Consider the following 19,980-nt stretch of genomic DNA (forward strand, 5'->3'; position numbering starts at 1 on the left):
TAAATAAAAAGAGTTTAAGACTAAAAATAAAGTCCTAAACTCTTTTTTTCATATTATTCATGAATGTATCCTTTTTCAATCAATAGTTGTTTAAGAAGGGTTTCTAATTCAGATTTACTTCCTAAATTATCTATAACATGATCAGCCATTCTGCTTTTTTTATCAATTGATATTTGACTATGAACTCTCGCTTTTGCTTGATCCAAGTCTAAATTGTTACGTTTCATTAAACGTTCAATTTGTACACTTTCAGATGTGTAGACCAGCCAAACTTCATCCACAGTATCTTGTAAATCATTCTCAAACAGAAGCGGAATATCCATAATCACATCATACCCTTGTTGTAAATACTGTTGCTTTTCTTGTTCCATAATCGTTCTTACAATAGGATGAATAATTTCATTAAGTTCTAATCGTTTTTCTGGATGATTAAATATTAATTCTCCAATGTATTGTCGATTCATTTCTCCGTCACTTGTGATTGCTTCGTCACCAAACGTTTCTTTTATTTGTTCCAAAGCAGTTGATCCTTTCTCTACTGCTTTTCTTGAAGCTATATCTGCATCGACAATTTTAAATCCATATTCTGATAATAATTTAGAAACTGTTGACTTTCCGGTAGCTATTCCACCTGTTAATCCAATTACTTTAGGCATTTGTATCACCGCTCACTTTATTTATTTCTGACAATATGGGCAAAAATGACTGTTTCTAGATGCTATAACTTTTTGTTCAATATCATGGCCACATACTTTACATATCTTTTGTTTGTATACATTTAAATGTAATTGCATTTTTCCAGTTTTTCCGTCAGCATGACGATAATCTGAAATACTTGTTCCACCATTATCAATACCCTCTTTTAACACTTCTTGTACATAATAAAAGAGCATTTGTCTTTCTTGATGAGACGTATCTTTTACTTTTCTCGCAGGATGAATACCTGCTCTAAACAATGCTTCACAAGCGTAGATATTTCCACATCCTGCTATGATTTTATGATCCAGTAACATCTGTTTAATAGGTTTATTGGCTACTTTTTTTTGAGATAAATAGTGATTAAAATGTTGTAACGCTTCTTCGTCAAAAGGCTCAGGCGCTATTTCTAAAAATGAAGGATAATCTTCAAATGAATTTAGGTTTCTAATCTCACCAAATCGACGTATATCTGAAAACACTAATTTTTTTCCATTATTTAAATGGAAAATCACGTGCCAATGTTTACGATAGTTGGGAATTGCTATCTCAGATAGGTGATTGACAATAAAAAACCCCCCAGCCATACCTAAATGACTAAGTAACACACGTTTACGATTATGTTTTTCAATATGAAAAACAATATATTTACTTCTTCGTTCGACTTTAATTATCTTATAGCCTTCGCAATTCAAACGAAAACCATCTAAATTCATTCCTTTGATAATCGTTTCTTTATTCTGACTTTTACCTTCAATTACTTTTTTAGAAAATGAAATACTTTTAATTGTAGCATTTACAATAAAAGGTTCTATTCCCCTTTTAACATGTTCAACTTCTGGTAATTCTGGCATTATTCATTCCTCTTTCTATTTCGCATCATACCAAGTAGGACCATAATTAGAGTCTACTTTTAATGGAACATCTAAGTCTAATGCATGCTCCATTATATCTTCAACAAATAAACTAAATTCTTCAACTTCAGACTTAGGCACTTCAAATATTAATTCATCATGTACTTGTAAAAGTAATTTAGCTTTGTAAGACGTATGTTGAACTTGCTTATCAAATTCAACCATAGCAAGTTTAATAATATCGGCTGCACTTCCTTGAATTGGAGTGTTCATTGCTGTACGTTCCGCAAAACCTCTTAAATTAAAATTACGACTAGTGATGTCAGGAATATAACGTCTACGATGCAATAATGTTTCAACATAGCCATTTGCTTTAGCATCCTTTACAATGTCACTCATATATTGCTTAACTCCAGGGAAACTTGCTAAATAATCATCAATAAATATTTTTGCCTCTTTACGTGTTATATTTAAGCTTTGACTTAAGCCATAATCACTAATACCATAAACGATTCCAAAATTTACAGCTTTGGCTTGTCTACGCATTAAATCAGTGACTTCCTCCGCTTCAACACCAAATACTTTTCGTGCTGTAGCAGTATGAATGTCCTGTCCATGAATGAATGCTTCTTTTAAACTGTCATCTTGTGTAATATGCGCTAAGACACGTAATTCAATTTGAGAATAATCTGCAGATAAAATAACACTGTCTTCAGATGAAGGTTTAAATGCTTTACGTATTTTACGCCCTTCTTCAAGTCGAATCGGTATATTTTGTAAATTAGGATCAACTGAAGATAATCGTCCAGTTTGTGCTAATGTTTGATTAAAACGAGTGTGTATACGCTTATCATTACTAATGACTTTTTGTAAACCTTCCACATAAGTAGATTGTAATTTAGCTAATTGACGATATTCCAAAATATCATTAATGATAGGATGTTCATTCTGTAACTGTTCTAAAACATCGACTGCTGTAGAATAACCAGTTTTTGTTTTTTTAATGACAGGTAGTTTTAATGTTTCAAATAAAACCACACCGAGTTGTTTAGGTGAATTAATGTTAAATTCTTCACCTGCTACGTCATGAATACGTTGAACTAACAATTCTAACTTCTCTTGTAATTCTTGTTGCATGCGTTGTAAATCATTTACATCTGTATAAATACCAATTTCTTCCATTTTACTTAAAATACGTGCTAGCGGAAGTTCTAAATCTTTTAGTAAATTCATTTGTTGATGTGATTCTAGTTCTTTTTCCATTAACGGTTTAACAGCATCAATAGATTTAGTAATAGATGCAATATGCGTATTTAAAATTTCAGTATCAGGAACTTGTCGCTTTTTACCTTTCCCATAAATAGAGACATCTTCTTTAACATACGTTTGATGATAATTTGTTACAACCGAATAGACATCATCAATCGTTCGTGATGGATCAATAATGTAGCTTGCTAACATCGCATCAAAAACGATATTTTGAATGTTGATATTTAATCTGTGTGCTATAACAAATGTTTTCTTTGCATCATAAACTACCTTTTTAGAATTTTCATTTTCTAACCATTTAATAAGTTCTGGATAATCTTTAATATTATCTGCATCAACTACGATATAACGTTCTTTATCATAAAATCCAAACTTTAAAATATCATCTTTTAAATAATTAGAACCATCTATTTCGAAATGAATCACTGCTTCATCAAGATGATTAAAATCAACATATTCAAAAGTAGGTAAAATATCAAAAGAAACTTGTTTTTGTTCTTGCTCAAACTCAGATGCTTTATTATCTATATCTGCTAATAATTGTTTAAATTCTAATTTCTTAAAAAGTTCAATTTTTTCATGATTATCCTTGATATCACTTAATTTAGTATCATTTAAAGTGACTTCTATTGGACTATAGCGATTAATTGTAGCAAGCTCTTTACTCATTAATGCATCTTCATGACTAAGTTCGAGCTTTTCTTTTAATTTTTTACCAGATACTTTATCAATATTCTCATAGACACCTTCTACAGAATCAAATTGATTTAAAAGTTTAATTGCTGTTTTTTCTCCTACTCCAGCTACACCGGGTATATTGTCTGAACTATCTCCCATTAAACCTTTCATATCAATAATTTGTATTGGTTTTAAACCATTATATTTTTCTGCTATAAATTCTGGAGTATAGTGATCAACGTCTGTGACCCCTTTTTTAGTATAATAAATAGTCACATTTTGAGTTGCTAACTGTGTTAAGTCTCTATCTCCAGTTACAATAATAGTTTCAAAATCATTTTGATCTGCTTCTTTACTTAATGTACCAATAATGTCATCTGCTTCGTAGTTTTCTAATTCATAATGTTTAATATGATAAGCATCTAACAATTGTCGAATATAGGGGAATTGTTCGCTTAATTCGGGTGGTGTTTTTTGACGTCCACCTTTGTATTCACTATATTTAGAATGTCTAAAAGTAGTCTTACCTGCGTCAAAGGCTACTAAGAAATGTGTAGGTTGTTCTTCTCTGATAATTTTTTCGAGTAATTTGGCAAACCCAAGAATCGCATTTGTATGAATACCTGCTTTATTAGATAAAAGTGGCAATGCGTAAAAAGCTCTAAAACTTAAACTATTGCCATCTATCAATACTAATTTATTCAAATTTTAAACCTCCAGAATGAGTTTAATTATATTTTAGCATAAACCTTTGGTCATAACGACTGAACGATATTTTACGAATGTCAAAAAATAAAATCCTACAAGTTTAGGTCCCTTTAAAATCCTAAAAACATAAAAAAGTATTTTAAAGTGTGGATGACCTAAACTTGTAGGACAAAATAGTTATTCGATTTTATCTATAAATGAGACTCTAAATAGCGATCCTTTATTCAGTTCACTTTCGACCATAATGGTACCGTGAAGTGCTTCTACAATATGTTTTGTAATCGATAATCCTAAACCTGTTCCACCAGAGTCACGACTTCTTGCTTTATCTACTCTATAAAATCTCTCAAAAATATGCTTTTGATCTTTTTTGTCTATCCCAATGCCATAATCTTGGATTTCTAGATTAACTTTTATATCTTCTCTGTAAACTCTAACAATAACTTTATTATTTTCATATGAATAGTTAATGGCATTTGAAAGTAAATTCGTGATAACTTGAGACAATTTTCCTTCATGCGCTTTAATAATAACATCATTTTCTATTTCAGATTTAATAGCGATATTTTTATACTTAGCTTGAGTTTGTAGATTATGGATTGTATTATGTGCTAAATCTGAAAGATTAACATAAGTAGTCTCAATCTCAGTTTGTTGTTCAATATGAGATAAATCCAATAAATCCATGACAAGTGATTCTATACGATTTGATTCTTTTAAAATAATATTTAAAAACATATCAAGGGATTGTTCATCATTCTTTGCACCTTCAATTAAGGTTTCTGCAAATCCTTTAATTGAAGTGATTGGAGTTTTAAGTTCATGTGAAACATTTGCAACAAACTCACGTCTCAAATTCTCTAATTTTTTTAGATTAGTGATATCATGTAATACTACAACCATACCTTGAAGTTTCTTTTTTGATTTACTTAAAATGGGAATACAAGAAACATCAAAATATTTTTGATGAACATCATTAATGTATAACTCAATTTGTTCATGCAACGGTTTTTCAGTTTTAAAGCTTTCAATAATAAGATGTTGAATTTCTTTATCTAAATGTACAGTATAATCTTTATTTTCGACTTTACTATCTGGTTTGAACACCTCGTAATAAGCATGGTTTGCAATAACAATTTCACCTTGTTTATCTATCATTAATACCGAACTAGGAATATTTTCTAATGTTGTTTTAAGGCGATTAGATTGCATTTTTTGTTTATTATTTAATTTTTGCAATCGTCTTGCTAAATCATTGGTAGTAACAAATAATGCTTTTGTTTCTTTCACATTACTTTCAGGTACTCTAACATGATAATATCCATCTGCAATTAAAGATGTCGCATAAGTAACTTCGTTGATTGGTCGTATATAGGTGCGATTAATGCTTCTTACAGCTAAATAAATAGCAAATAACACAATGATTCCAATTAATGATAAGTACTTCCACATATTTTTTTGTAAATCTAAAATTTCAGTATTAATACCACTTATGTATATTGTTTGATTACTTACAGTATTTTTAAATGTGTAATCCACCTTATCCTTATTTTTATGATATATAATATTCGAAGGATTAGCTGCATTATCAATAGTATGATTAATTTGATGTTGATTGCCAGTTTGATATAACACATGTCCATTTTCAGAAATTTTAACAACCAAATTTTGATTTTGTGCTATACGCTGAATGTCTGCTTGTTTATTTCGCTTATTTAAATTTACGATATTTTCTGATAAATGATTTAATTCTCTAGTTTGAGTATCTGATAATATCTGATAAATCGTATGATGAAGAATTGCACCTAAGCCTATAAAACTAATAATTGTGATTGTACATAGTAGAAGTAATAATCTATGATGAAATTTAATCATTAAGCTTTAGGTCTTTCTAATTTATAACCCAATCCACGAACTGTTTTTATCAACTTAGGTTGTTTAGGATTTTCTTCTAATTTATCTCTTAAATGACTAATATGAACATCTACAATTCTTGAATCTCCTGCAAACTCGTAATTCCACACTGAATTTAACATATGTTCTCTAGTAATTACGCGTCCTTGACGTTCAATAAGATAAAGTAATAACTCAAATTCTTTAGGAGTAAGTTCAAGCAAGGTATCATCTCTATAGACTTCAAAGAATTCAGGACGAATTCTAATATTATCAATTACAATATCTTCATCCTCCACGTCATCTTTTACGACTTCATTAGCAATTTGAGAGCGTCTTAAAATAGCTTTTACTCTTGCTACAACTTCTCTTGGAGAGAAAGGTTTAGTCATGTAATCATCAGCACCTAATTCTAAGCCTAAAACACGATCAAACTCATCATCTTTAGCCGTTAACATTAAAATAGGTACAAGATTTTTATCAGATCGAATCGTTTTACATACTTCTATTCCATCTTTTTTAGGTAACATGACATCTAATACAATCAGTTCAGGTTTAACCTCTTTAACTTTTTTGAGTGCTTCTTCACCATCATACGCTACATCTACAATATAACCTGCTGTTTCTAAGTTATATTTTAGTAACGTTACTATTGATTGCTCGTCATCAACCACTAATACTTTTTGTGACATGATTTGCCTCCCTAAATAGAATTAACAATTTCAATTTTATTATAACTGAAATTTAAATAAAAATAACATACAACATATTGAATTTACATAAACTTAACATTTACTTATTATTTTCAATTTGTTAAGAATATTTTTCGTTAATCTTGTTTTGATATTTATTAATAATGAACAAAAACAGTCTAAGACATCAAAATCCATCTTAGACTGTTTTATCAAAATAAATATTATTTTAAGTTTTTAATCAATTCATCGGCAAATTCTGAAGTTGATACTTCAGTAGCTCTGTCCATTAAGCGAGCAAAATCATATGTCACAATTTTAGAAGCAATTGTAGCTTCAATAGCATCAGTAATTTTATCAGCCGCTTCTTGCCATCCTAAATGTTCTAACATTAATACAGAACTTAATAATTCAGATGATGGATTCACTTTATTTAAGTTAGCATACTTTGGTGCTGTACCATGTGTTGCTTCAAAAATAGCATGCCCTGTCTCATAGTTAATATTAGCACCAGGAGCAATACCGATTCCTCCTACTTGTGCAGCAAGTGCATCTGAGATATAGTCGCCATTTAAGTTCATTGTAGCTACTACATCATGTTCTGCTGGACGTGTTAAAATTTGTTGTAAGAAAATATCTGCTATTGAATCTTTAATAATAATTTTACCGTCTTTTTCAGCTTGTTGTTGTGCGTCATTTGCAGCATCTTTACCATCTTTTTCAGCAATGTCATCATATTGTTGCCAAGTAAATACTTTATCAGAAAATTCGTTATGAGCTAAATCATAACCCCATTGTTTAAATGATCCTTCTGTAAACTTCATAATATTACCTTTGTGAACTAATGTTACTGATTTACGGTTATTATCAATTGCATATTGAATAGCTGATCTTACTAAACGTTCGGTTCCTTCTTTAGAAACTGGTTTAATACCAATACCAGAAGTTTCGGGAAAACGAATATTTGTAGCACCCATTTCATTTTGTAAGAAGTCAATAACTTTTTTAACTTTTTCTGTTCCTTCTTTAAATTCAATTCCAGCATAAATATCCTCAGTATTTTCACGGAAGATAACCATATCAACATCTTGAGGACGTTTTACTGGTGAAGGTACACCTTTAAACCAACGTACTGGACGAAGACAAGTAAACAAATCCAATTCTTGTCTTAATGCTACATTTAAAGAACGAATGCCTCCGCCAATTGGTGTAGTTAATGGCCCTTTAATTGCGATTAAGTATTCTTTGATGGTATCTAAAGTTTCTTGTGGTAACCATTCACCAGTTTCATCGTACGCTTTTTGACCAGCTAATACCTCTTTCCACTCAATACGCTTTTCACCGTTATATGCTTTTTCAACCGCCGCATCAACAACACGACTAGCTGCTTTCCAAATATCAGGACCGATACCATCCCCAATAATAAATGGAATAATTGGTTCATTAGGTACATTTAATAATTCATCATTTGCTCTAGTAATTTTTTCAGCTGCCATTATAAAAGCCTCCATAAATTAAATTTTGAAATATTTTATCTTTCTTCTACTGCTACATATTTACGATTTGTTTCTCCAACATATTTTGCACGCGGACGAATAATTCGATTATCACGATATTGTTCTAAAATATGCGCGGTCCATCCTGCAGTACGACTTACAGCAAAGATAGGTGTAAAAATATCGTGTGGAATTTCCATGCTATGATAAACAGTTGCACTAAAGAAGTCTACATTTGGAATTAAACCTTTTTCATCATGCATACGCTTTTCAATTGCAAGAGAAATTTCATATAATTCGTTATGTCCAGTTTCAGAAGTTATTTTTCGACTCATTTCTTTTAAGTACTTGGCACGTGGATCTCCCTCTTTATATACACGATGACCGAATCCCATGATTTTTTCTTTGTTAGCGAGTTTCTTATCTAAATAATTATCTACTTCATCAAGTGATTTAACTTCTGATAGCATTTTCATAACTTGTTCATTTGCTCCACCATGTAAAGGGCCTTTTAATGAACCAATTGCTGCTACAATACCTGAATACATATCAGATAAAGATGATACTGCGCATCTTGCTGTAAATGCTGAAGCATTAAGTTCATGATCAGCATGTAATATTAAAGCTTTATTAAAAGCTTCAACTTCAGTATCAGATGGCAATTCCCCTTTTAACATATACAAGAAGTTTGCTGCATAGCTTAAATCAGAATTGGGCTTAACAGGTTCCTTTCCTTCTCGCACGCGTGAAAACGCTGTAACTAATGATGCAATCTTTGCTTGGATACGAATAGCTCGATTTTTTCGACTTTCATCTGTTTCCTCTTCAGCATCTGGATCAAAGTGTGCAATATAAGAAACAGAGGTACGTAATGCAGTCATTGGATGTACATCATCCGTAGCATATTCTTCAAAATGCTTATATACCCTTGGATTTAATGTCATATATTGTTTAAGTTTCTCTTTTAATTCTTCAAGTTCTTCTTGTGTTGGTAATCTATAATTCCATAATAAGAACATGATTTCTTCAAATTGAGCATTTTCAGCTAAATCATCAATATCATATCCTGAATAAGTTAATTGACTGTCAATAATTGAACTAATTTTAGTTTCTGCTGCGATAACCCCTTCTAAACCTTTTTGTAATTCTGCCATAAGTAATTCCCCTTTTCTTTTACATAATGTAATGGCTTTCATAAAATAGTATATCTAAAATTATAAGTTTTGTGAATAATTATATATGTGGTTTAAATTTTCATTAGTAAATTATTTATATATTAATTTTAATTATAATGATAGTAAAAATTGTTATAAAGCTATTTATGAATAGTAAGACAAGGTTGACTTATGTGAAAATAATGAATATTTTAATTATTTATCAACAATGATTATTTTTTATTAACTCAATGTTAATAAAATTTTTAGAAAAAATTTAGAAAAATAATTGTCGAATTTAATATATAAGTGCATAATTAATATTAATTAAATGTAAGGGAGTTGTCTTATGGCAGAAGAAAAATTACAAAGAGGATTAAGTAATCGTCATGTACAATTGATTGCTCTTGGTGGCGCTATCGGAACTGGATTATTCTTAGGTGCAGGTCAAACTATAGCTATGACTGGACCTTCTATTCTATTAACCTATATCATTATTGGATTCATGCTATTTATGTTTATGAGAGGTCTTGGAGAAATCATCATTCAAAATACTCGTTTTAAATCATTTGCTGATGTAACAAACGAGTATATTGGACCGTTTGCAGGATTCGTTACTGGATGGACATATTGGTTATGCTGGATTATAACGGGAATGGCAGAAGTAACTGCAGTTGCTAAATATGTTAGTTTCTGGTTTCCAACTATACCAAACTGGATTACTGCTCTGTTTTGCGTATTAATATTAATGGTTTTTAACTTATTAAGTGCAAAATTATTTGGAGAATTAGAATTCTGGTTTGCTATTATTAAAATTATAACTATTATAGCTTTAATCGTCATTGGTGCAATAATGATTTTATTTGCTTATAAAACTCAATTTGGACATGCAAGTTTAACTAATCTTTATAAACATGGTATTTTTACCAATGGAACCTCTGGTTTCTTTATGTCATTCCAAATGGCTTTATTCTCATTTGTTGGTATTGAAATGATTGGGGTAACCGCTGGTGAAACTAAAGATCCAGAAAAAACAATACCTAAAGCTATAGATGCAGTACCAATTAGAATTTTAATTTTCTATGTAGGTGCTTTAGCAATCATTATGTCTATTATTCCTTGGGACAAAGTGGATCCAAATGAGAGCCCATTTGTTAGATTGTTCTCATTAATTGGTATTCCGTTTGCAGCTGGATTAATTAACTTTGTAGTTTTAACTGCTGCTGCTTCATCTTGTAATAGTGGTATCTTCTCAAATAGTCGTATGTTATTTGGATTATCTGAACAAAAACAAGCGCCTTCTATATTTAAAAGTACTAACAAACAAGGTGTACCACATATCGCAATTATAGTATCATCTGCGTTATTATTGGTGACAGCATTATTAAACTATATTTTTCCAAATGCAACGCTAGTATTTACATATGTTACAACAATTTCAACAGTATTATTTATTATCGTGTGGGCTTTAATTATTTGGGCTTATATTAATTATCATAGAAAAAATCCTGAATTACATAAAAAAGCAAAATTCAAACTTCCTGGTGGAAAATATATGGCCTATATTATTTTAGCATTCTTCATATTTGTGTTTTGTTTACTATTTGTAAATGCAACAACAAGAAACGCTATTTTCTTAACACCCATTTGGTTTATTATTTTAGGTATTATGTATTTAAGATATAAAAAAGTAGCAAATTAACATTAAAATATCAATATAAAAAATGACTGGAACAATTGATAATGTTCCAGTCATTTTTATGTTAATGCAGTCGATGTCTGAATTGAAATACTCTTGTAATAAGCATTTTTAAACACTACTATCCCCAACATAGAGATTTTCTTAATGAAAATCTACGTTCAACGCAAGGTGGGACGACGAATACGGCTCTATTCCACTTTTTTAATATGTTTAAATAATATAAAAAAGAGCGAGAATTTTATCCACTAACATGTAACGTGGTTATTCCCGCTCTTCTAGCTTTCTATTTAAACATACTTATACAATTGTTTAATTAAAGGACATTTGCATACCCTTCAAAAATTCTACCTTGATTTGCATCAACAGTAACTAATAAGTCATTTTTCAATTCTTTCGTTGCATTTTCAACACCAATAATAGTTGGGATACCTTGTTCAAGCCCAACGATTGCACTTGGTGATGTTATACCGTTTTCTTCAGTAATTAAACCTGCAGCTTTTTCAACATATGGAACATAGCTTTCATCTATTGAATTAGTCACAATAATTGATTGACTTAGGTCTTTTCCTTCTAAATCACTAGCAGTTTTAGAAATCACTGTTTTACCAGTTGTTGATCCACGACCAACACCTTGACCTTTAGCAATTTCATCACCTACTAAATGTAATTTCATCATATTAGTCGTACCTTTTTCACCAGTTGGAACGCCAGCAGTAATGATAATTAAATCACCATTACCAACTTTTTCAGTAGCAACAGCTGTTGCTACTGCATTATTTAATAAATCATCTGTTGTTTTACGTCCTTTTTTAACAACTGGATATGCACCCCATACTAGTGCTAATTGTCTTGCAGTATGTTCACTAGGTGTTACTGCAATAATATCTGAATGTGGACGATATTTAGAAATTGTAATCGCTGTTGAACCACTTTCAGTTGCAGCTACAATTGCTTTAACATTTAAATTTAGAGCAGTATGTGCTACAGACACACCAATCGCATTTACTAATGATGTTTCTACTAATTTAGTACGATCAGATAATAATTTTTTGTAATCTTGAGCAGCTTCAGCTGAAATTGCAATATTTCTCATTGTTTTAACTGCTTCTTCAGGATATTGTCCTGCAGCTGTTTCACCAGATAACATAACTGCATCTGTACCATCATAGATTGCATTAGCAACGTCACTTGCTTCAGCTCTTGTTGCACGTGGATTACGTTGCATTGAATCAAGCATTTGAGTTGCAGTAATAACAGGTTTTCCTAATTTATTACATTTTCTAATTAAATCTTTTTGAACGATTGGCACAGATTCAGGTGGAATTTCAACACCCATGTCACCACGAGCAACCATTAAACCATCAGATACTTCTAAAATTTCTTCGATATTATCAATACCTTCTTGGTTTTCAATTTTAGGGAAGATAGTAATATTATCATTATTTTCTTGTTCTAAAATTTCGCGAATATCTAATACATCACTAGGACGACGTACAAAGCTTGCTGCAATGTAATCAATATCTTCTTTAATACCAAATTTAATATCTGCAGCATCTTTATCAGTGATACCAGGTAAGTTTACTTTAACACCAGGTAAGTTTACACCTTTTTTATTTTTTAATTCACCAGTGTTTAAGATATCACATTTAACTTCGCCTTTATCTTTATCAATATCTTTAACTTGTAATTCTACTAAACCATCATCTAATAAAATGTATGATCCAATTTGAACATCATTAATTAAATCTTCATATGTGACTGAGAATTTCTCAGGTGTACCTTCAACTTGAGACATACTCACAATAACTTCTTTACCTTTTTCAAGTACAATTAAGCCGTCTTTCATATCATGTGTACGAATTTCAGGTCCTTTAGTATCTAATAAAATACCAATAGTTTTACCTAATTTTTTAGATACTTTACGAATTGAATCAATACGTGCTTTATGTTCTTCATGACTACCATGAGAGAAATTTAAACGCGCAACGTTCATTCCAGCATTCATTAATTTTTCTAACATTTCCTCAGACTCTGAAGCAGGTCCTATAGTACATACAATTTTAGTCTTTCTCATTATAAAAGCCTCCTAAATTAAATAGATAATTCTTTTGCTAAGTCATAAATACGAGTGTTGAATTTATGGCTTTCATTATTGAAAATTTCATCAAATGGTGTTGCTGTAAGTTGGTTATTTTGTATACCTACACCGAATCCTGTTTGACCTTGCATTAACAATTCAACAGCATAACCGCCTAATCTTGAAGCAAGCACTCGATCTACACCAGATGGACTACCACCACGTTGGATGTGACCAAGAACAGATACACGTGCATCAACATTGATATATTTAGTTAATTGTTCTGCACATTCATGGCCACTCATACAACCTTCTGCTACCATAACGATAGAATGTTTTTTTCCACGTTTAATACCACTTTCAATTTTTTCAGCAACATCTTTAATATCTGTGTGCACTTCTGGAACTAAGATTGTTTCAGCACCTACTGACAATCCAGCCCACAGTGCTAAATCACCACAATCACGTCCCATTACTTCTACAACAAAAGTTCTCGCATGACTTGAAGCAGTATCTCTGATTTTATCGACACAGTCAATAATCGTATTTAATGCTGTATCGAAACCAATCGTGAAATCAGTACCATTAATATCATTATCAATTGTTCCAGGGATACCAATTGTTTTTATATCGGTTGTTTCCTCGCTAATACGTTGAGCACCTCTATAACTGCCATCTCCACCGACTACTACAAGTCCTTCAATACCATGCTTGTGTAAGTTCTCAATCCCTTTTTGTCTTACACTCTCATCTTTAAACTGAGGACATCTAGCAGAATATAGAAAAGTTCCTCCTCGTTGAATCGTATCTCCAACACTTCCTAATTCAAGTTTGTGGATATTATCATCAAGTAAACCTTGATAACCCTGATAAACACCAAAAACTTCGATATTATTATAAATTGCTTTTCGTACGACTGCTCTAACAGCAGCATTCATGCCTGGTGAATCTCCACCACTTGTTAATACCGCAATTCTCTTCATAGCGACATTCCCTTTCCTAACTATAATAATCTTCATGTATAAATTACCATAATTTTATTATCTATTCCATTAATATTGATAGATTATATATATGTAAACGTTTTAAATTTTTAATTTAATTTATATAAAAAAATGACTAGAAATTTAATTAAAATTTCTAGTCATTCTGTGCTAATTAATAAAAGTACCAATATTTCTAAACTTATTAAATCGATGATTCGCTAAAGCTTGTCCATCTAATTTATTTAATTCATTAAGCTGATGAATAAAAGATTGTTTAATTTGTTTTGCTTGAAAAACGATGTCTTTATGAGCGCCACCTTGTGGTTCAGTAATAACTTCATCTATCACGTTTAATTCCAGTAAATCTTTTGCAGTAATTTTCATCGTTTCAGCAGCCATTTTTGCTAAAGAGCTATCTTTCCAAAGTAATGCTGCCGCCCCTTCTGGAGAAATAACAGAATAAGTACTATTTTCAAGCATTAATAATTTATTAGTTATACCAATACCAAGCGCACCACCACTTCCACCTTCACCGATGACAACACCAATCACAGGTACTTTAAGCGAAGCCATCTCAATTAAATTTTTCGCAATTGATTCACTTTGCCCTCGTTCTTCAGCGGCTTTCCCCGGATATGCACCTTTCGTATCAATAAACGTAAAAATAGGACGCTTAAATTTTTCAGCTTGTTTCATTAAGCGTAAAGCTTTACGGTAACCTTCAGGATGAGCCATTCCAAAATTACGATAAATATTATCTTTAGTATCTTTCCCTCGTTGCTGACCTATGATAGTTACCGGTTGATTGTTGAGATATCCTATTCCACCAATCATCGCAGGGTCATCTCTAAAATTACGATCTCCATGTAATTCAATGAATGAGTCGAAGATATATGGAATATAATCAAGTGTTGTAGGTCTTTCTTGAAGTCTTGCAATTTGTACTCGATCCCAAGGTTTTAAATTGGTATATATTTTTTTTCTTTCTCTTTCCAAAGAGGCTTCTAACAAGTCAATTTCATCTTGTAAGTCGACGTCATTTTTTTCTTGAGATTCCTTCAATGAATTAATCTTTTCTTTAATCTCATATAAAGATTTCTCGAAATCAAGCATTCGTCTTCACCTCTTGATGTAGTTTTAAAATTTCAGAAAGTGTTGCTTTCATGTCTTTTCTATGCACAACTTTATCTAATTGACCATGTTCTAATAAAAACTCAGCAGTTTGAAAATCTTCCGGCAATTTTTCGTTAATTGTTTGTTCTATCACTCTACGTCCAGCAAAACCGATTAAAGCTTTAGGTTCGCTTAGGTTAATATCACCCACAGAAGCAAAACTAGCTGATACACCACCAGTAGTAGGATGTGTTAAATATGAAACATATAATAATCCAGCATCAGAATGTCGTTTTAATGATACACTTGTTTTTCCCATTTGCATTAATGAAATAATACCTTCTTGCATTCTGGCACCACCACTTGCAGAAAATAGTACAAATGGTAACCGATGTTCAGTACAATAATCAACGATTCTACAGATTTTTTCCCCTACGACTGAACCCATACTTCCCATTCTAAATCGTGAGTCCATGACTGCAATACCATATTTCACGCCATCTAATTCTGCTGTACCAGTTACGATGGCTTCATTTAAACCCGTTTTCTTTTGATCTTTTTCGACTTTTTCTTGATAGCCAGGAAAATCCAAAGGATTAGAAGAAACCATTTCTTTATCGAATTCTTTGAACGAATTTTCATCTGAAATAGCTTCTATTCTTTTGTACGCAGGAAGTGCAATATGATGATCACAATTAAAGCATACATTTAAATTTTCAGTTAGTTCTTTTGTATACATTATTTTTTTACAATTAGGACATTTAGTCATGATGCCTGCTGGTACGTCATTTTGTTTAGAATCCGGTACCGTTAAATATTTCTTTTTTTTACTACTTCTATTAAAAAAATCTTTAAACATGCGTAAACCTCCGCATAACTCACTCAATAATTTCGTTATTTTAAATAGTTACTTTTAAATTCGCTTACTTTATTTTAAATCTATTAACTTCATTGTTTTATCATATACTTATTGGAAATCTACTTCAATACATGCAACACCTAATTCTATAACAGATCGTGTTAAATCTCGTGTCACTGATGGTGCCACTCTTTAATCGAAAGGAGTAGTTTCAATATCTAAGATATCTTTAAAAATACCTAGAAAAGCTAATACCTTATTAACTTGATTTGGAAAATAAGGTCGTCTCGTTCCTACTACTTTAGCACTACTTCTTTCGCATCATCAGGTTTGATTTTTAATTTACCTTGATTCTCTTTATGCATTTGTAATGCATCGTCTCTTAAAGACATTTAATCAATCTCTAATTGATTTATAATTAAATTACTTTTGAAAAGAAGGATTTTTGTAACAATTAAGTTCAATTTTAAAAACCATTTTTATATGCTACATGTTATTAAATCAAGAGATAAAAAAATCAATAAAATTATTAATTTTTCTTTATAACCATCAATTAACTATATCATAATTTTTTTGCATATAAAAGTTATATAATTCTGATGTCACTTGGCTTGAACATCTTTATAAACCTTTCGACTTGTTCCATTTCTTTTTGTAAAAATCCTAAAGATTGAGTTTGTTGTTGCATTTCATTAAATAAAACTACTTCTAAATCGTTATGTGTCGTTTGATCTATTAAAAATGATTTAATATCTTCTAATTGATTGACGTTTCTAACCATTATTTGTTTGGCTTGAGATAATTTGTTATTTTCAAAGTCGTTAATTGTATCCATACTTTGAATGATAATTTGTCTCTTTTGATTTCGTTCTTCAAATTTGCCATGAACGACTAGAATATCATTTTGTTGTTGACTCATTGTCTCATATTGTTTGTACTTATCTGGAAACAAAACACCATCAATAGTGGTTCTACCATCATCTAGAACCAAGAAAGCCATATGTTGTCCAGTTTTTGTTCTTATTTGCTTAAATTGATTAACCTGAACAAGTATAGGTTGATAATCTAAGCTATTCTTAATCGTAAATATACCTAAATATTGTTTGATATAAAATAATTTTTCAACTGGATGGTTAGAAATATAAAATCCTAAGTATTCTTTTTCATAAGCACTAATTATTTGATCACTGAATTCCTCTTTATCTTCATAGGCTTGCTTCGGTGTTAACATATTAAATAAAAATTCATCTTGTTCAACATTCGAAACTTGATCAATAACTTCATCAATTGTAGATAATAGTGTTGATCTAGTTTTACCAAATGAATCAAATGCGCCCACACATATTAATGCTTCTAATAATTTTCTAGTTTTAATTTTCTTAGGAATTCTTCTGGTGAAATCAAAAAAGTCTTTATACAATCCATTTTCAGATCGTTCGTCTACTATAGATTTGACGCTTTGATATCCCACACCTTTTATTGCACCCAACGATAAATAAATATTTTTTTCTGTCGCTTTGTAAAACCAGTGACTTTTATTAATATCTGGAGGTAAAATATTTAAACTTTGAGTTTTAGCTTCTTCTATTATTATTGCCGTTTTGGTTTCATTACCTATAACATTACTGAGAATATTCGCGTAGAAATAATTAGGATAATGCACTTTTAAATAAGCCATGATATATGCAATTTTAGAATAACTCACTGCATGAGCTCTAGGAAAACCATAATCCGCAAACTTTAATATTAGTTCGAAAATACGTTCACTAATTGATGCATCATAATTATTACTTACAGCCCCTTCAATAAAGTGTTGACGTTCACTTTCTAGAATAGCTCTATTTTTTTTACTCATTGCACGTCTCAATATATCTGCTTGACCATAACTAAAATTAGCGAATTGACTAGCAATTTGCATGATTTGTTCTTGATAAATAATGACGCCATACGTCTTCTTTAAAATAGGCTCTAAATCAGGATGTAAGTATTTAATGTCACTTTGACGATGTCTTCTTGATATGTATGTAGGAATTTCTTGCATTGGACCAGGTCTATACAATGATGTTACAGCAACGATGTCTTCAAAGTGTTCAGGCTGTAATTCCATCAATACTCTTCTAACACCTTCTGATTCTAATTGAAATATACCTGTAGTGTTTCCTAGAGATAATAATTTAAATACTTTTTGATCATTAAAAGGGATTTGTTCTATATCGATATCAAGATTTAAATCTTTTTTTACTTGAGTGATAATTTGATGAATAATTGATAAATTTCTAAGACCAAGAAAGTCAATTTTTAATAAACCTAATCGTTCTGCTTCAGTCATTGTCCATTGAGTCAATATACCTGTATCTCCCATTGTTAAAGGAGCAAAATCATACAATGGTTTATCATTAATAATTATTCCAGCAGCATGGGTAGATGTATGACGTGGTAAGCCCTCTAGTTTTTTACTAATTTCAAACCATTTTTCATGACGATAACTTTTATGAACAAATGCTTTAAATTTTTCATTTTGATAGGCTTCTTCTAGTGTAATACCTAATTGATGTGGGATTAAATTCGATATTTCATTTAACGTTTTTTCGTCAAAACCAATAATACGGCCTACATCTCTCGCTACAGCTCTTGCTAATAGGTGACCAAAAGTGACGATACCTGATACGTGATATTGACCATACTTTTCTTGTACGTACTGAATCACTTTTTCTCTTCTTGTATCCTCAAAATCGATATCAATGTCTGGCATAGTGACACGTTCTGGGTTTAAAAAGCGCTCGAATAATAAATCAAATTTAATTGGATCAATAGTTGTGATACCTAATAAGTAACTGACTAAAGATCCTGCAGATGAACCACGTCCAGGTCCAACCATCACGTCATGCGTTTTAGCAAAATGTATTAAATCGCTCACTATCAAAAAATAATCTTCGAATCCCATATTCGTTATTATTGAATATTCATGATGTAATCGGTCAATATATCGCTGATCTTTATCTAATTTAAATTCTTTAAGACTATATTTTAACTTTTCTAAAAGATAGGATTTAGTACTTTGTTGATTAGGGGTTTTAAAGTTAGGCAATAGATTTTGATGATATTGAATTTCTGCGTTACACTCATCAGCTAAAGCCTTTGTATTAGCTATTATTTTTTCAGACAATTGAAATGCTTTAATATTTTCACTAGTTGGAAAATATTCATGAGCATCCTTAATATCATTTACTAAATCCAATTTTGTATTGTTTTTTATTGCTTTTAATGCAGGTATTGTATCTGCATCTTCAGGATTTAAATATCTTGCATTATTAAGAAAGACAATTTTATCGTCTGAAAAATCTAATTGACTTGTGTGATTTATGAATACTGACTCATTATTCTTTAGTGTTTGAATTAACGATTGATGAGACGCATGAGCATCTTTAAAAACAATAGCAAGATGATAACTATATTTTTGTAGCCATTTTAGGGGTATCGTAGTCTTTTGTTTCATATTTATTGCAGAAGAAAGTTGATACAGAGCATGGAGACCTTCATTATTCTTTGCGAATAATACTGTTTCAATTGTGCTAATTTCATCAGAAACCATTACAGTCATTCCAAATATTGGCTTAATTCCCTCTTTAACACATGCGTCATAAAACTTAGGGAAGCCATATAATACGTTCGTATCAGTAATTGCAAGTGCTTGATATCTATTTTCTTTTGCCTTTGATACAACATCGTTAATTTTTAAACTTGAATATAATAAATCATATGTTGAATGAATATTCAAATGTACAAACATATATGACTTCCTT

13 protein-coding genes and 1 pseudogene are annotated in these 19,980 nt (G+C 30.9%); 1 reads left to right on the top strand and 13 read right to left on the bottom strand.

Going from position 1 to position 19,980, the window contains the following annotated elements; genetic code table 11:
- Window positions 1–53 precede the first annotated feature (53 nt).
- The 7 genes from coaE to HMPREF2578_RS05725 all read right to left on the bottom strand — a co-directional run bounded on the left by coaE (window position 54) and on the right by HMPREF2578_RS05725 (window position 9,440).
- Window positions 54–656, bottom strand: coding sequence for a dephospho-CoA kinase (gene coaE / locus HMPREF2578_RS05695; protein ID WP_070436588.1), 603 nt, complete (start codon window positions 654–656; stop codon window positions 54–56).
- A 21-nt stretch (window positions 657–677) separates the two neighbouring features.
- Complete coding sequence (mutM, locus tag HMPREF2578_RS05700) at window positions 678–1,550, bottom strand: bifunctional DNA-formamidopyrimidine glycosylase/DNA-(apurinic or apyrimidinic site) lyase (RefSeq protein ID WP_070508286.1); 873 nt, start codon at window positions 1,548–1,550, stop codon at window positions 678–680.
- A 15-nt stretch (window positions 1,551–1,565) separates the two neighbouring features.
- The gene (gene polA / locus HMPREF2578_RS05705; protein ID WP_019835442.1) at window positions 1,566–4,202 is read right to left on the bottom strand and encodes a DNA polymerase I; all 2,637 of its coding nucleotides are present in this window, start codon (window positions 4,200–4,202) and stop codon (window positions 1,566–1,568) included.
- A 180-nt stretch (window positions 4,203–4,382) separates the two neighbouring features.
- Window positions 4,383–6,080 (bottom strand): two-component system histidine kinase PnpS, encoded by a 1,698-nt coding sequence (gene pnpS / locus HMPREF2578_RS05710; RefSeq protein ID WP_019835443.1) that lies wholly within the window; start codon window positions 6,078–6,080, stop codon window positions 4,383–4,385.
- Entirely contained in the window at window positions 6,080–6,790 is a 711-nt protein-coding gene (locus HMPREF2578_RS05715) for a response regulator transcription factor (RefSeq protein WP_017176131.1), read from the bottom strand. The genes pnpS and HMPREF2578_RS05715 overlap by 1 nt, the downstream gene beginning before the upstream one ends.
- Window positions 6,791–7,014: 224 nt before the next feature.
- Complete coding sequence (gene icd / locus HMPREF2578_RS05720; RefSeq protein ID WP_019835444.1) at window positions 7,015–8,286, bottom strand: NADP-dependent isocitrate dehydrogenase; 1,272 nt, start codon at window positions 8,284–8,286, stop codon at window positions 7,015–7,017.
- Between the two features lie 35 nt (window positions 8,287–8,321).
- Window positions 8,322–9,440, bottom strand: a complete 1,119-nt coding sequence (locus tag HMPREF2578_RS05725; RefSeq protein WP_017176129.1) for a citrate synthase — start codon at window positions 9,438–9,440, stop codon at window positions 8,322–8,324.
- Window positions 9,441–9,789: 349 nt separating this feature from the next.
- Here HMPREF2578_RS05725 and HMPREF2578_RS05730 point away from each other — a divergent pair, with 349 nt between their 5' ends.
- Window positions 9,790–11,142: an amino acid permease gene (locus tag HMPREF2578_RS05730; RefSeq protein WP_019835445.1), complete on the top strand. Its 1,353-nt coding sequence runs from the start codon at window positions 9,790–9,792 to the stop codon at window positions 11,140–11,142.
- A gap of 313 nt (window positions 11,143–11,455) precedes the next feature.
- Here the strand turns inward: HMPREF2578_RS05730 and pyk are convergent, their stop codons facing one another.
- From pyk to HMPREF2578_RS05755, 6 genes and pseudogenes are all read right to left on the bottom strand, one after another.
- Window positions 11,456–13,216 (bottom strand): pyruvate kinase, encoded by a 1,761-nt coding sequence (gene pyk / locus HMPREF2578_RS05735; protein ID WP_002448942.1) that lies wholly within the window; start codon window positions 13,214–13,216, stop codon window positions 11,456–11,458.
- 17 nt (window positions 13,217–13,233) lie between these two features.
- Window positions 13,234–14,202 carry a 6-phosphofructokinase gene (gene pfkA, locus HMPREF2578_RS05740; protein ID WP_002448931.1) on the bottom strand — a complete coding sequence of 323 codons (969 nt, stop codon included), beginning with the start codon at window positions 14,200–14,202 and terminating at the stop codon, window positions 13,234–13,236.
- Between the two features lie 171 nt (window positions 14,203–14,373).
- Window positions 14,374–15,318 (bottom strand): acetyl-CoA carboxylase carboxyltransferase subunit alpha, encoded by a 945-nt coding sequence (locus HMPREF2578_RS05745; RefSeq protein ID WP_002448930.1) that lies wholly within the window; start codon window positions 15,316–15,318, stop codon window positions 14,374–14,376.
- The gene (gene accD / locus HMPREF2578_RS05750; RefSeq protein ID WP_002448997.1) at window positions 15,311–16,177 is read right to left on the bottom strand and encodes an acetyl-CoA carboxylase, carboxyltransferase subunit beta; all 867 of its coding nucleotides are present in this window, start codon (window positions 16,175–16,177) and stop codon (window positions 15,311–15,313) included. Before accD ends, HMPREF2578_RS05745 begins: the two co-directional genes overlap by 8 nt.
- A gap of 108 nt (window positions 16,178–16,285) precedes the next feature.
- Window positions 16,286–16,515, bottom strand: a pseudogene (locus tag HMPREF2578_RS11310) (NAD-dependent malic enzyme); the annotation flags it as partial.
- Between the two features lie 248 nt (window positions 16,516–16,763).
- Complete coding sequence (locus HMPREF2578_RS05755) at window positions 16,764–19,967, bottom strand: DNA polymerase III subunit alpha (RefSeq protein ID WP_070508287.1); 3,204 nt, start codon at window positions 19,965–19,967, stop codon at window positions 16,764–16,766.
- Window positions 19,968–19,980 lie beyond the last annotated feature (13 nt).

This window comes from Staphylococcus sp. HMSC072H03 (assembly GCF_001809305.1).
In the GTDB taxonomy this organism is placed as follows: domain Bacteria; phylum Bacillota; class Bacilli; order Staphylococcales; family Staphylococcaceae; genus Staphylococcus; species Staphylococcus hominis.